The 12,670-nt window shown below is 68.5% G+C and carries 11 protein-coding genes; 7 read left to right on the forward strand and 4 right to left on the reverse strand.

Going from position 1 to position 12,670, the window contains the following annotated elements; translation table 11 throughout:
• Nucleotides 1-2: 2 nt before the first annotated feature.
• The gene (locus NP4_RS11070; protein ID WP_067996064.1) at nucleotides 3-743 is read right to left on the reverse strand and encodes a maleate cis-trans isomerase family protein; all 741 of its coding nucleotides are present in this window, start codon (nucleotides 741-743) and stop codon (nucleotides 3-5) included.
• Nucleotides 744-889: 146 nt separating this feature from the next.
• On the opposite strand from NP4_RS11070, the gene NP4_RS11075 reads away from it, so the two are divergent.
• Both NP4_RS11075 and NP4_RS11080 read left to right on the forward strand, forming a co-directional pair.
• On the forward strand, nucleotides 890-1,795 hold the full coding sequence (locus NP4_RS11075) for a D-2-hydroxyacid dehydrogenase (protein ID WP_082875797.1): 906 nt from the start codon (nucleotides 890-892) through the stop codon (nucleotides 1,793-1,795).
• Between the two features lie 27 nt (nucleotides 1,796-1,822).
• The gene (locus NP4_RS11080; protein WP_211335898.1) at nucleotides 1,823-3,208 is read left to right on the forward strand and encodes an amidase; all 1,386 of its coding nucleotides are present in this window, start codon (nucleotides 1,823-1,825) and stop codon (nucleotides 3,206-3,208) included.
• 10 nt (nucleotides 3,209-3,218) lie between these two features.
• Here NP4_RS11080 and NP4_RS11085 read toward each other — a convergent pair whose 3' ends face one another.
• Nucleotides 3,219-3,899 (reverse strand): GGDEF domain-containing protein, encoded by a 681-nt coding sequence (locus NP4_RS11085; RefSeq protein ID WP_169813712.1) that lies wholly within the window; start codon nucleotides 3,897-3,899, stop codon nucleotides 3,219-3,221.
• 276 nt (nucleotides 3,900-4,175) lie between these two features.
• Between NP4_RS11085 and NP4_RS11090 the strand changes: the two genes are divergently transcribed.
• Genes NP4_RS11090 through NP4_RS11110 form a run of 5 tightly spaced genes read left to right on the forward strand, consistent with a single transcriptional unit; the run spans nucleotide 4,176 to nucleotide 10,861 of the window.
• On the forward strand, nucleotides 4,176-5,510 hold the full coding sequence (locus NP4_RS11090) for a purine-cytosine permease family protein (RefSeq protein ID WP_067996073.1): 1,335 nt from the start codon (nucleotides 4,176-4,178) through the stop codon (nucleotides 5,508-5,510).
• Between the two features lie 48 nt (nucleotides 5,511-5,558).
• A complete protein-coding gene (locus tag NP4_RS11095; protein ID WP_067996076.1) occupies nucleotides 5,559-7,124 on the forward strand; it encodes a hydantoinase/oxoprolinase N-terminal domain-containing protein in 1,566 nt (521 codons plus the stop codon).
• The gene (locus NP4_RS11100; RefSeq protein ID WP_067996078.1) at nucleotides 7,114-8,208 is read left to right on the forward strand and encodes an S-methyl thiohydantoin desulfurase family protein; all 1,095 of its coding nucleotides are present in this window, start codon (nucleotides 7,114-7,116) and stop codon (nucleotides 8,206-8,208) included. The genes NP4_RS11095 and NP4_RS11100 overlap by 11 nt, the downstream gene beginning before the upstream one ends.
• Nucleotides 8,205-9,293, forward strand: coding sequence for an S-methyl thiohydantoin desulfurase family protein (locus NP4_RS11105; RefSeq protein ID WP_082875760.1), 1,089 nt, complete (start codon nucleotides 8,205-8,207; stop codon nucleotides 9,291-9,293). The genes NP4_RS11100 and NP4_RS11105 overlap by 4 nt, the downstream gene beginning before the upstream one ends.
• A complete protein-coding gene (locus tag NP4_RS11110) occupies nucleotides 9,290-10,861 on the forward strand; it encodes a helix-turn-helix domain-containing protein (RefSeq protein WP_147287991.1) in 1,572 nt (523 codons plus the stop codon). The genes NP4_RS11105 and NP4_RS11110 overlap by 4 nt, the downstream gene beginning before the upstream one ends.
• 4 nt (nucleotides 10,862-10,865) lie before the next feature.
• Here NP4_RS11110 and NP4_RS11115 read toward each other — a convergent pair whose 3' ends face one another.
• Together NP4_RS11115 and NP4_RS11120 are read right to left on the reverse strand one after the other, a co-directional pair.
• A complete protein-coding gene (locus tag NP4_RS11115) occupies nucleotides 10,866-11,363 on the reverse strand; it encodes a DUF3830 family protein (protein WP_067996084.1) in 498 nt (165 codons plus the stop codon).
• Between the two features lie 19 nt (nucleotides 11,364-11,382).
• Nucleotides 11,383-12,624: an aspartate aminotransferase family protein gene (locus NP4_RS11120; protein ID WP_067996087.1), complete on the reverse strand. Its 1,242-nt coding sequence runs from the start codon at nucleotides 12,622-12,624 to the stop codon at nucleotides 11,383-11,385.
• Between the last annotated feature and the right edge of the window lie 46 nt (nucleotides 12,625-12,670).

Below are 12,670 nucleotides of genomic sequence, written 5' to 3' on the forward strand. Positions count from 1 at the left end.
CTTCAAAAGACGTCCCTGAGCCATTTACCGGGGCCCATCATGGGCAGTTTCATCCGACCCAGACAGGCCCACATGGTGAGCTGGTTCGCCGTGAGAACCGGCTTGCCGAGGGCCTGTTCGAGCGGGTCGATCAGGTCGTAGGTCGGCAGATTCGTACAGCTGACGAAGATCGCCTCCGAATCGGGATCGTCGGCGTTGAGGATGCGCTCGGCGATGGTTCGGTAGCTGACCTTCCAGATGCCGCCGCCCAGGCCGAGGTGATCGGAGCGGATCACCGTGCAGCCGACCTCGGCGAGGAATTCGTGCAGCTTGCCGGTGAGGATCGCGTCATAGGGCGTGATCACCGACAGCCGGGTCAGATCCAGGGCGCGAATCGCCTCGACCAGCGCGCCGGAGGTGGTGATCGCGTCCAGGGCTCCGGCCTGACGGATGGTGTCGCACAGCGACTTCTCGTATTCGAGCCCCTTGATGAAGCTGCCCGAGGTGCACAGATAGGCGATGACCTCCGGGTCGACATGCAGCACATTGCGGGTGGCCGCGGTGAGATGTGTTGCGTCGGAGACCAATTCGGCCATCTCCACGGAAACCGGCACCGGTTCGTAGGGCGTGCGCGCCAGGTGCAGACTCACCTCGAGCGGTGCCCAACGCCACAATTCCCGCTCGAGCGCCAGGTCGAAAGGGGCGATGATGCCGATTCCCCGTTGAGCGACCGGGCCGTCGATATCGGGAAAGTTCAGTTCCACGAGGGCCCCTCTCGCGTTCAGCCGGGTTTTCCTCCGCACACGATCGGATTGTTGACAATCATACGAGGCGTTCATAATGTGTCAATGTGGTTGAGGGCCCTTTCGTCACCGTTCTGCACGATGGCGCCCGGCCCGATGCGGAGCTCATGCGCCCGGTGGCCGAGTGCGCCACGGTGCGCTATGCCGAGGGCGATGAGCTGACCGCGGCGTTGCGCGGGGCCGACGTGCTGTTCGTCTACGACTTCATGAGTACCGCCGTGCCCGGCGCCTGGCATGCCGCCGATCGGGTGCGCTGGGTGCATGTCGGCGCGACCGGGGTCGATGTGGTGATGTTCGACGACCTCGTCCGAAGCGATGTGGTCGTCACCAATACCCGCGGACTGTTCGACGCGCCCATCGCCGAATACGTCCTGGGGCAGATCCTAAACTTCGCCAAGGATCTGCCCGAATCGCTGCGCCTGCAGCAGCAACACATCTGGCGGCATCGCGAATCCGAACGGGTCGCGGGCGCCTCCGCGTTGATCGTGGGCACCGGATCGATCGGCCGGGCCATCGCCCGGTTGCTGCGCGCGGCCGGGATGCGGGTGCGTGGACTCGGCCGGACCGCGCGCGCCGAGGATCCCGATTTCGGCGTGGTCGGCACCGATCTGTTCGCCGAACTGCCATCCGCGGACTACGTGATCGCGGTCGCGCCGCTGACGCCGCGGACCCGGCATCTGTTCGACGCCCGGGCGTTCGCGGCGATGAAATCACATGCCCGTTTCATCAACGTCGGTCGCGGGGAACTAGTAGTGACAGACGATCTCGTCGCCGCGCTGCGCGCCGGTGCGCTGGCCGGCGCGGCGCTCGATGTCGTCGATCCCGAACCGCTGCCCGCGGGGCACGCACTCTGGGATCTGCCGAATGTCCATATCACCCCACACAATTCCGGCGACTTCCGCGGTTGGCGCAAGGAGATCGTCACCGCGTTCGCGGACAACTTCCGGAAGTGGATCGATGGCCGGCCACTGGACAATGTGGTCGACAAGCGGCTGGGTTACGTACCCGGCTGAAGGGAGTCAGTTATGGCCCACCCCGATATCGAGACCCCCACCTCCCCGGCGGAGATGACCGCGGTCGAACTGGTCACCGCCTACTCCGCGGGTGCGCTGTCGCCGGTGGAGGCGACCCGCTCGGTGCTCGACGCGATCGCCGAGCGCGACGGTGAGGTGAACGCGTTCTGCCTGGTCGATCCCGATCGGGCGCTGGTGCAGGCCAAGGAGTCCGAGGCGCGCTGGCATTCCGGACATGTGCGCGGCCTGCTGGACGGGGTGCCGATCTCGATCAAGGACATCTTCCTGACCGAGGGCTGGCCCACCCGGCGCGGCTCGACCTCCATCGAGGCCGATGTGCCGTGGCCGGTGGACAGTCCGGTGAGCGCGCGGCTGCGCGAGGACGGCATGGTGTTCGTCGGCAAGACGACCACCCCGGAACTGGCCTGGAAGGCCGTCACCGACAGCCCGCTGACCGGCATCACCCGCAATCCGGTCGATCCGTCGAAGACCTGCGGCGGTTCCTCCGGCGGCAGCGCCGCGGCGGTCGCGGCGGGGATGGGTCCGGTGTCGGTGGGCACCGATGGCGGTGGCAGCGTGCGGATTCCGGCCTCGTTCTGCGGCATCGTCGGCTTCAAGCCGACCCACGGGCGCATTCCGCTGTATCCGGCCAGCCCGTTCGGACCGCTGGCCCACGCCGGACCGATGACCCGCACGGTCGAGGACGCCGCGCTGCTGATGGATATCCTCTCGCTGCCCGATCCGCGGGATCCGACCGCGCTAGCGCCGACGCTGACCACCTTCCGCGGACAGCTGCAGCGCGATGTGCGGGGTGCGACGGTCGCGTACTCGGCCACACTCGGTTTCGCCGAGGTGGATCCGGAGGTGGCCGGGGTCGTCGACGCGGCGGTGCGTCGACTCGACGAGGCGGGCCTGCGGGTGCTGGCCGCCGATCCCGGATTCACCGATCCGCTGGACGCGTTCGAGAAGCTGTGGGCGGCGGGCGCGGCGACCATGCTGTCGAAATTCCCCGCGGGCACCCGGGATCGGGTCGATCCGGGACTGGGCGAGTGCTGGGATCGCGGCGAAACCATCGGCGCGGTCGACTATCTCGACGCCCGGGCCGTCGCGGCCGAGATCGGCATCGTGATGGGCGCCTTCCACACCGCCTACGACGTCCTGATCACCCCGACCATGCCGATCGCCGCCTTCGAGGCGGGCCACGACGTGCCGCCGGGCAGCGAGCTGCGCAGCTGGCCGCAGTGGACGCCGTTCACCTATCCGTTCAATCTGACCCAGCAGCCCGCGATCAGCATTCCGGTCGGTGTCACAGCCGCCGGGCTGCCGGTGGGCATGCAGATCGTGGGCCCGCGTCATTCCGACGATCTGGTGCTCGCCCTGGCGCGCTTCGCGGAACTCGTTCTGGCGGAATGAGCTTCGCCGGTCAGGTGGTGTGCAGGGCGAACGGGTGCACCACCTGATCGTAGGTCCAGCGCTGACCGTCGCCGCCGATGCAGCTCTGGGCGCGGCCGTTGCGCTTGGCCGCCAGCAGCGCGGCGTCGGCCGCCAGCAGCAGACCCTCGAGCCGCGGATCCGCGTCGCGGGTGGCCAGGCCCACCGATACCGACAGTCCGGTCAGGGTGGTCTCACCGTCGCGGGCGCTGACCGTGCGCAGCCGTGCGGCGTTGAGTTGCACATTGAGGCTGCGGGCCACCGCGAGCGCGTCGTCGGTGGCGGTTCCGGGCATCAGCACCAGGAATTCGTCGCCGCCGTAGCGGGCCACCAGATCGGTGCGCCGGGTGACCGAGCGCAGGATGCCCGCGACTTGGCGTAAGGCATTGTCCCCGGCCAGATGTCCGTGTTCGTCGTTGATCAGCTTGAACCGGTCGAGATCGGCGATGAGCAGCGTGATCGGCTCGCGTTGGGTGGTCGCCTCGGCCAACGCGCGGTCGGCGTGGTGATGCCAGGTGCGGCGGTCGAGCAGTCCGGTGAGCCAGTCCAGCCCCTGATGTCCGATGGGCGTGCCGCAGTTCGGGCAGCTCTGACATTCGGTATAGGTCTTCGCGCCACCGCGATCTCCCCCCGGGTGACGCGCGCGGCGGCCGCGAAATATCCCCAGAAACACGGCAGTTCCCCCTTCCTCCTTGCTGAGCGCGACCCACAGATGTCCAGACCGTAAATTTCCGAGCACCATTCGTCCACGTGCGGACTGCACACCCGACGCTCGTCGAACGAGCGGCTGGCACAAACGGAGTAATGCGGACGAACCATCCCGCCCCCGTCCCGTGCGAATTGCACACCCGCGCGGCGTCATCCGTGCCGATCGCACACGACGAGGCAGCCCGAACCTTAGTAACATGCGAATCCCGCTACGCTACAACGGAAATCAGGGGGATCACCGATGACCGCTGCCCCGGTCGGGCACGACGACTACGCATTGTCCCGCGTCCCACAGGCCGCGCGCTACCCATGGTGGTCGGTGGCGACCCAGCGCTTCGGTCAGATCTCGGGCCTGAGTCAGTTCCTGCTCGGCGCGACGCTGGGCTTCGGATTGCCGTTCTGGCAGGCGTTTCTGGCGTTCACGCTGGGAGCCGTTGTGCTGGAGCTGGTTTCCATCGCGGTCGGCATCATCGGTCAGCGTGAGGGGCTGTCCACCTCGGTGCTCAGCCGCTGGACCGGCTTCGGTCAGGGCGGTGCGGCCGTGGTGGCGCTGGTCATCGGATTCAGCGCCACCGGCTGGTTCGGGGTGCAGTCGCAGCTGGCGGGCAAGAGTCTGGCCAAAATTCTCGGCGGGCTGCCGGTATGGGGCTGGTCGATGCTGTTCGGCCTGCTGGTGACGCTGATCGTGACCTACGGCTTCCGCTGGATGGCCTGGACCGCCTACATCACCGTACCGGCGTTTCTGATCATGGCCGGTGTCTCGGTGGTGATCGAACTGCGCCGCCACGATCTGGGTGGGTTGCTGACCGACGCCGCGCCCGGACCGCATCTGACCCTGGTGCAGGCGGTCACGCTGGTGGCCGGGCAGTTCATGGTCGGCGCGGTGATCACCCCCGACATGACCCGGTTCAATCGCTCGCCGATGGATGTGGTCAAGCAGACGGTGGTCGGAATCACCTTGGGGGAGTGGGTGATCGGCTCGGTCGGTGTGCTGCTGGCCCACGCCCTGCACAGCAAAGACATCGCTACCATTGTCACCTCGTCGGTCGGCTGGGTGGGCGTGCTGGTCATCGTGGTCGCCGCGCTCAAGGTCAACGACTGGAATCTCTACGTATCCTCGCTGGGGCTGGCCAATTTCGTGAAGACGGTCTTCGGCGTCCAGGTGCACCGCGCGTGGGTGTCGATCGTGGTCGGTGTGGTGGGCAGTGCGCTGGGTGCGGCCGGGATCCTGTCCCGGTATACCGATTTCCTGAATCTGCTCGCCGTGGCGTTCCCGCCGATTCCGGCGATCATGGTGGCGGAGTACTACGTGGCGCGGCGCTGGCGCGGACAGCTCACCGCGGCCGGGACCGCGCTGCCCGCGACCTCGCCGATGTGGGTGCCCGCCACGCTGGTGATCTGGTTGCTGGCCGCGCTGTTCGGCAAGTACGTGAAATTCGGTCTGCCCAGCGTGAACGCGCTGATCGCCGCGTTCGTCCTCTACCTCGTGGCCGACCGGATCGGTTTGCTGCGCGGCTTCGGCAGCCACGCCACCGCCCCGGAAGCGACCAATACCGCTCCGCAGCAAAGGGTTTGACACCTCGATAAATCGACCGCGCGGTGTCGCCTCCCGTAGGCTGACCGCATGCGCATTGGCATCGACGTCGGCGGGACCAACACCGACGCGGTCCTGATGGACGATGCGGAGGTTGTGGCCACAGTCAAGACGCCGACCACCGAGGATGTCACGTCCGGAATCATGACCGCGCTTCGTGAACTCGAGAGCAGATCCGGTGTGGACCCGGCCGAGGTGCGGGCGGTGATGATCGGCACCACGCACTTCATCAACGCGCTGGTGGAGGCGAATCGGCTCGCCCCGACGGCCGCGCTGCGCCTGGGCTTACCCGCGACCGCGGCATTGCCGCCGATGGTGGATTGGCCGCAGTCGCTGGTCCAGGCGGTGGCCGGGCGGCCGTATCTGTGCCACGGCGGCTTCGAATACGACGGTCAGACCATCTCGGATCTGGACGAGAACGAAATCCGTTCGGCCGCACGCGACATGCTCGAGCGCGGTGTGCGCAGCGTGGCCGTCTCCTCGGTGTTCTCGCCGGTCAGCGCCGAACACGAGACGCGGGCGGCGCAGATCATCGCCGCCGAGGCGCCGGGGCTGATGATCAGCCTGTCGCATCAGATCGGCCGGCTCGGGCTGCTACAGCGGGAGAACGCGACGATCATCAATGCCGCGCTGGTGGAGATGGCGGCCCAGATCGTGGACGGGCTCGCGGTCGCGGTGCGCGGCGCGGGGGTGGTCGCGCCGCTGTATCTGAGCCAGAACGACGGCACCCTGATGGAGATCCACTACGCCAGAAAGTATCCCGTCGCGACCTTCGCCTCCGGTCCGACCAATTCGATGCGCGGCGCGGCGTTCCTGTCCGGACTGGGCGACTGCGTGGTGGTCGACGTGGGCGGCACCACCACCGATGTCGGTGTGCTGCAACGCGGTTTCCCGCGCGAGGCCGCGACCGAGGTGGTCGTCGCCGGGGTGCGCACCAACTTCCGGATGCCCGATGTGATCTCCATCGGTCTGGGCGGCGGCTCGCTGGTGCGCGAAAACCCTTCCCTGGGTATCGAAGTCGGACCCGACAGCGTGGGCTACCGGCTCACCGACACCGCGCTGGTATTCGGCGGTGACACGCTCACCGCGACCGATATCGGGGTGGCCGCGGGCGTACTCGATATCGGCGATGCCAGCCGGGTTCGGCATCTGTCCGGCGATTTCGTCAAGCGGGCGCTGGGCACGATCGAGGGCAAGATCAGCCAGGTCATCGATCGCATGCGGACCTCGCGGGAGCTGCCGCCGGTCGTCGTGGTCGGCGGCGGTGAGTTTTTGGTGCCCGATTCCCTCGACGGCGTCGCCGGGGTGCATCGCATCGAGCATTTCGCGGTCGCGAATGCGATCGGCGCGGCCATCGCGCAGATCGGCGGCGAGGTCGACCGCATCTATCCGCTCGAACCCGGGCGGCGTGAGGCGGTGCTCGACGCCGCCAAACAGGAGGCCGTCGACCGCGCGGTCGCCGGCGGCGCCGATCCCGATCGCGTGGAGATCGTCGATGTCGACGAGGTGCCCATCGCCTATCTGCCCGGCAACGCCACCCGCATCAGGGTCAAGGCGGTCGGCGATCTACTGCTGACGAGTCGCCGTGGGTCGTGAACTACGCGCCGAGGATCTGCCCGACCTCGCCCGGGGCGCCGCGCTGCTGGGAACGGGTGGCGGGGGCGATCCCTATCTGGGCCGAATGCTGGTGCAGCAGGAGTATCTTCGCGGGCGCACCGTCGAGTTGATAGATCCGGAGGAGATCGCCGCCGACGCCCTGGTGATCCCGACCGCCGGAATGGGCGCGCCGACCGTGCGGATCGAGAAACTGCCGCGCGGCACCGAGGCGGCCCTGGCCCTGCGGACGCTGGAACATCATCTCGGTCGCCGCGCCGACGCGACCATGCCGATCGAATGCGGCGGCTCCAATTCGATGGTGCCGCTGCTGGTCGGAGCCCAGCTGGGCCTGCCGGTCGTGGACGCCGACGGTATGGGCCGGGCCTTCCCGGAACTGCAGATGCTGACCTTCGGCATCTACGGAATCGTGGGTTCGCCCATGGCATTCAGCGGCGCGCACGACGAACACGGCATCCTCGACACCGGCGCGGACAATGTGCGCCTGGAACGGCTCGCGCGCAGTATGACCGTGCAGCTGGGCGGGACGGCCAATATCGCGCACTACTCCATGACCGGTGCGGATGTGCGGCGCACCGCGATTCGCAACACCCTCACGCTGTCGCTGCGGGTGGGGCGGTGCCTGCGCGAAAGCCGCGACAGCCACCGCGATCCGCTGCAGGCGCTGACCGCGCTGTTCAAGGAGACCAATTACGGCTATGCCGCACCGGTTTTCACCGGCCGGATCGTCGATGTGGAGCGCCGCACGGTCGGCGGCTTCGCGCGCGGGCGGGCGCTGATCAAATCGTTCGCCGACGAGTCGGTGCTCGAATTGTCCTTCCAGAACGAACATCTGATCGCCCGCGTCGACGGTCGGGTGCGGGTGATGGTGCCGGACCTGATCACGGTGCTGGGTGCGGAGACCGCCGAACCGATCACCACCGAGGCATTGCGATTCGGTCAGCGCGTGACGGTATTCGCCATCGCCGCGCCGCCGATCATGCGCACGCCCGAGGCCCTGGCCGTATTCGGTCCGCGCGCATTCGGTTTCGAGATGGACTTCACCCCCGTCGAGGAACTGGCATGAGCGAAGCCAGCCTCGGCGCGCGGGATGTGGATTGTCTGCAACGCGGGGCGAGTCTGCTCGGATCCGGCGGCGGGGGTGACGCGCATCTGAGCGCGCTGTGGCTGAGTCAGGAACTGGCCGACGGCCGCGAGGTTCGGCTGATCGATATCGACGCCCTCGAGCAGGGGTGGGTGCTGATGATGTGCGCCTTCGGCTCGACCGCGTCGGTCGCCATCGAAAAGCTGCCCTCCGGAGACGAATTGCGGCGCTGTGTCGGGACCGCCGAACGTCAGCTCGGTGTCGAGGTCGATGCCATCGGCGTGGTGGAGGTCGGCGGCAGTAATGCGCTGATGCCGTTCATCGCCGCCGCGCAGACCGGTAAACCCGTGGTGGACGCCGATCTGATGGGTCGCGCGTTCTCGCGCCTGGACCAGACCGTGGTCGCCGCGGGCGAACTCACCGGCACCTGGGTGACCGCCGAGGCGGGCGGCGCGGCCGTGGTCGTCGACGGCGTGGACGCCCGCACGGCCGAACGCGTGATGCGCGGCGCGCTCACCGGATTGGGCGGCTGGGCGGTGCTGGCGTATCCGCCGATCGCGGCGTCGATCTATCGCCGAGTGGCCTTGCCGGGCACGGTGAGTGACGCGCTCGAGCTGGGGCGTCGTCACGAGGCCGGAATCGAGGCCGGGGACGACGGTATCGCGCTGGCCGCCCGGCTCGGTGGCGATCATCTCGGTCAGGGCACGGTCCTCGAGGTCTATCGCTACGAGGGCAATGGATTCGCCCGCGGCAGTGTCGCGGTGCGCACCGCGGACGGTCGGCGCGTGCTGCGGGTGGAGATGCAGAACGAATATTCGATGGTGTTGCGCGACGGCGAGGTGGTGGCCACGACCCCGGACGTGATCTGCCTGCTCGATGTGCACAGCAAGCGGCCGATCCAGACCGGCCAGGTGCGGCGTGGACACGAGGTGGCGATCCTGACCCTGCCGGTTCCGGGCCGGCTCTGGCAACCGGATGTGCTGCCGCGCCTGGGCCCGCGGGCGCACGGTGTGGAGGCGGATCCGGTGCGGACCCATGCGGATCAGCGGAGGAGGCTCACGCGGTGAAGGCAACATCCGGTTCGGTGTCGTTGCGTCAACTCGTGGCCCACCCGGTACTCGACGGCGCCCGCATCGTCGGCGGTCCGGTCGTGGCCATCCCGGTGCGCCGGGTGCATGTGCGGGCCGGGGTCGACGCCTCCGGTCTGGGCGAGGGCGATCTGATAGTGGTAGCGGGACTGGTGGATTCGACCGGTTGGCAGGTGGAGGCCGGTATCCGCCGGTGCGCGCTGGCCGGTGTCGCCGGTCTGGTGCTGCCGGGCGGGTCGCGCGGACCGCTGGCCACCAGCGTGCTGCTCGCCGAGCGGCTGGGCCTGCCGCTGGTGCTGCTGCCCGAACCCGCCAGTCCGCACGAGGTGGCATTGCGTCTGGCCCAATTGGTTTCGACGCCGGAGGTGGTGCGGTCCGAACACGTGCTGGGTTTCCTGCGCCGCATCCACGGCCGGGCCGACAGTCTCGGCTCGGTGGTCAAGGCCGCCGCCGAGGTGTTGCAGGCCCCGGTCAGCGCGCTCAGCCCGGACGGTGACCTCGTACACGGCGATCACTCGCCCGCGGAGTTCCGCCGCGATCTGGCGCTGCCGCAGGTCGTGGTCGAGGGTGAGCTCACCTTCGTGATCCATCCCGTCAGCACCGGTTCCGCGCCGCTGTGGATGGCCGCCGCACTGCCGCGTCCGGCCCCGGCGCTGGTCGAAATCGCCCAGGCGGTGCTGGCCACCGCGGAGCCGTGGGTGCTGGCGTGGCTGGCGACCCAGCGCCTGGACGCTGAACGCGATGCGCGCGTGCGCACCACGCTGCTGTCGGATCTGCTGCGGCTGCGCGAGGAGGCGGGTCCGGTGCCCCGGCATCGGGCCGCGATTCTGGGCTGGCGGCTGGACGGCTGGCATATGGGGATCTACATGCGCCGACTCAACGAATCGCCGTACGACAACCTCGGCGATCGCGACGAGATCCTGCGCGCGCTCGAGGACAGCGGGATCAGCGGTCCGCTGGTGGAACAGTCCGACGGCTGGGTCGCCTGGCACACCACCAAGGACGAACCCGCACCGCAGGAGGTGAACTCGGTGCTGGGCGCGGTGCGAAGGGCGTTGGTGCGCCTGGGATCTCGCATCGAGCTCGCCGCGGGCGTCGGGCGCGGACATCCCGGTATCGGCGGGCTCGGGCGCACGGTCGACGAGGCGCGCGAGGCGGCGCTGTCGATCGATCCGTCCACCGTGGAGGTCACCCCGGATACCGGAACCCGGGTCGCGCACATCGATACGCTCGGGGTGGGCCGACTGGTCCGCGCCTGGACCCGATCCCGGCCCGCCCGCGCGCTGGCCAGCACCCTGCTCGCCCCGCTCGCCGATCAGGAGCTGCTGATGACCACGCTGGACGCCTACCTGGAGAACGAGTCCTCGGTGGTGGCCACGGCCGCGGCGCTGGGACTGCACCGCAATACCGTGGCCGACCGCGTGGCCCGGACCCAGCGCCTGCTCGGGGTCAATCTGCGCGATCCGGAGGATCGGCTGGCGGTGGAATTGGCCTGTCGTACGCTGCGACCGAAAGTTCGCCGCAATCAACAGGATTCGATCGCCTGAACCGTCACTCCGCCCGGGCGAAGCGCAGCGTTTCCCCCTCCACTCCGCGCAGCCACAGGTTGTTGCACGCCGCGGCGAGTTCGGGCAGGCCGTCCTCGATGGTGGCGAAGACATTGCCGGGGACCCAGCCCATATCGCCGTTGATGAGCAGGTTGTTGCGGCCGTAGAACAGGGCCAGATCGGTCGCGCCCTGTGCCTGATGGGCCGTGGAACCGGCCTCGTAGCCGTAGGCGGGGTTGCCGATCTCCCACGGTTCGAAGTCGAACAGGCAGACATCGCCGGGAATCGGTGTGACCGTGGGGTTTTCGCGATGCGGGGCGGCGGTGATGCGCGGGACGAGGGTGTAGACCTCGTTGCGGGCGTATTTGGCGTGGAAGGCGTCGTTCTCCTGGGGCAGCGCGTCCCAGACCGCATCGCAGGTATGCGGCGCCTCGTCGTCGAGCAGGCGGGCGCGGCAGCTCACGCCCGCCTTGGTGAGGGTGATCGTGAGGTAGCGAGGCATCGGAAGCTCCTGTCTCGGGTCACAATTCGTCGAGGACGGCGGACCAGATGGTCAGCGCCTCCTCGATCTGGTCGGCGGTGACGATCAGCGGGGGGATCATGCGAACCACATTCATATGGGCGCCGCAGGTGAGCAGCAGCATGCCCTTGTCCACCGCCAGCCTCTGGGCGGCCGCCGCGGTCGCGGTATCGGGTTCGCCGGTGGCCGTGGTGAATTCGGCCCCGACGAGCAGGCCCAGGCCGCGTACATCGCCGATCGCCTTGGTGGCGCGGTCGCGCACCCCGGCCAGCAGCTGGCGACCGCGCTCGGCGGCATTGTCGACCAGACCCTCGGATTCGATGACCTCGAGCGTCGCGAGCGCGGCGGCGCAGGCGACGGCATTGCCGCCGTAGGTGCCGCCCTGCGAACCCGGCCACGCCTTTGCCATCAGCTCCCGCGGGGCGGCGATGCCCGAGATCGGGAAGCCGCTCGCCAGGCCCTTGGCGATCGTGACGACATCCGGCCGCACGTCGAAATGCTGATGGCCGAAGAACTTTCCGGTGCGCCCGAAGCCGGTCTGGATCTCGTCGAAGACCAGCAGGATGCCGTGCCGGTCGGCGCGTTCGCGCAGACCCTGGAAGAAGCGGGTGTTGCCGGGGATGTAGCCGCCCTCGCCGAGTACGGGCTCGACGATGAACGCCGCGGTCTCCGCGGGCGAGGTGAGCGTGGTGAGCAGGTAATCCAGTTCGCGCAGCGCGAAATCGGTGGCCTGCTCCTCGCTCCAGCCGTAGCGGTAGGCGGTCGGGAAGGGTGCGACGTGCACACCGGCCATCAGCGGGCTGAACCCGGCCGAGAATCGGGTACCCGAGGTCGTCATGGTCGCCGCCGCGACCGTGCGGCCGTGGAAACCACCGTGGAACACCACGACATTCGGCCGTCCGGTGGCCTGGCGCACCAGTCGCAGCGCGGCCTCCACCGCCTCGCTGCCGGAGTTGGCGAAGAACAGCGAATCCAGCCCCGCGGGCAGGACCGTGCCGAGGCGTTCGACGAGTTCGAGCATCGGTTTGTGCATGACGGTCGTGTACTGACCGTGAATCAGGCTGCCTACCTGGGCGCGCGCCGCCTCGACCACCTTCGGATGGCAGTGACCGGTGCTGGTGACGCCGATACCGGCGGTGAAGTCGAGATATCGACGACCGTCGGTGGCGTGGAGATAGCAGCCCTCGCCGTACTCGACGGTGATCGGAGTGGCCTGCTTGAGAACGGGGGAAAGTGCCGTCATGGTGTACCGCCTCCCGGGCACCCGAGGATTGTCTATTGTCGGATTG

This window comes from Nocardia pseudobrasiliensis NBRC 108224, assembly GCF_001613105.1.
GTDB lineage: Bacteria > Actinomycetota > Actinomycetes > Mycobacteriales > Mycobacteriaceae > Nocardia > Nocardia pseudobrasiliensis.

What these genes read in the sequence shown, in the direction of transcription:
- NP4_RS11120 (WP_067996087.1), bottom strand. Translation starts at nt 12,624, where the DNA reads ATGACGGCACTTTCCCCCGTTCTCAAGCAGGCCACTCCGATCACCGTC.
- NP4_RS11105 (WP_082875760.1), top strand. Translation starts at nt 8,205, where the DNA reads ATGAGCGAAGCCAGCCTCGGCGCGCGGGATGTGGATTGTCTGCAACGC.
- NP4_RS11115 (WP_067996084.1), bottom strand. Translation starts at nt 11,363, where the DNA reads ATGCCTCGCTACCTCACGATCACCCTCACCAAGGCGGGCGTGAGCTGC.
- NP4_RS11090 (WP_067996073.1), top strand. Translation starts at nt 4,176, where the DNA reads ATGACCGCTGCCCCGGTCGGGCACGACGACTACGCATTGTCCCGCGTC.
- NP4_RS11075 (WP_082875797.1), top strand. Translation starts at nt 890, where the DNA reads ATGCGCCCGGTGGCCGAGTGCGCCACGGTGCGCTATGCCGAGGGCGAT.
- NP4_RS11095 (WP_067996076.1), top strand. Translation starts at nt 5,559, where the DNA reads ATGCGCATTGGCATCGACGTCGGCGGGACCAACACCGACGCGGTCCTG.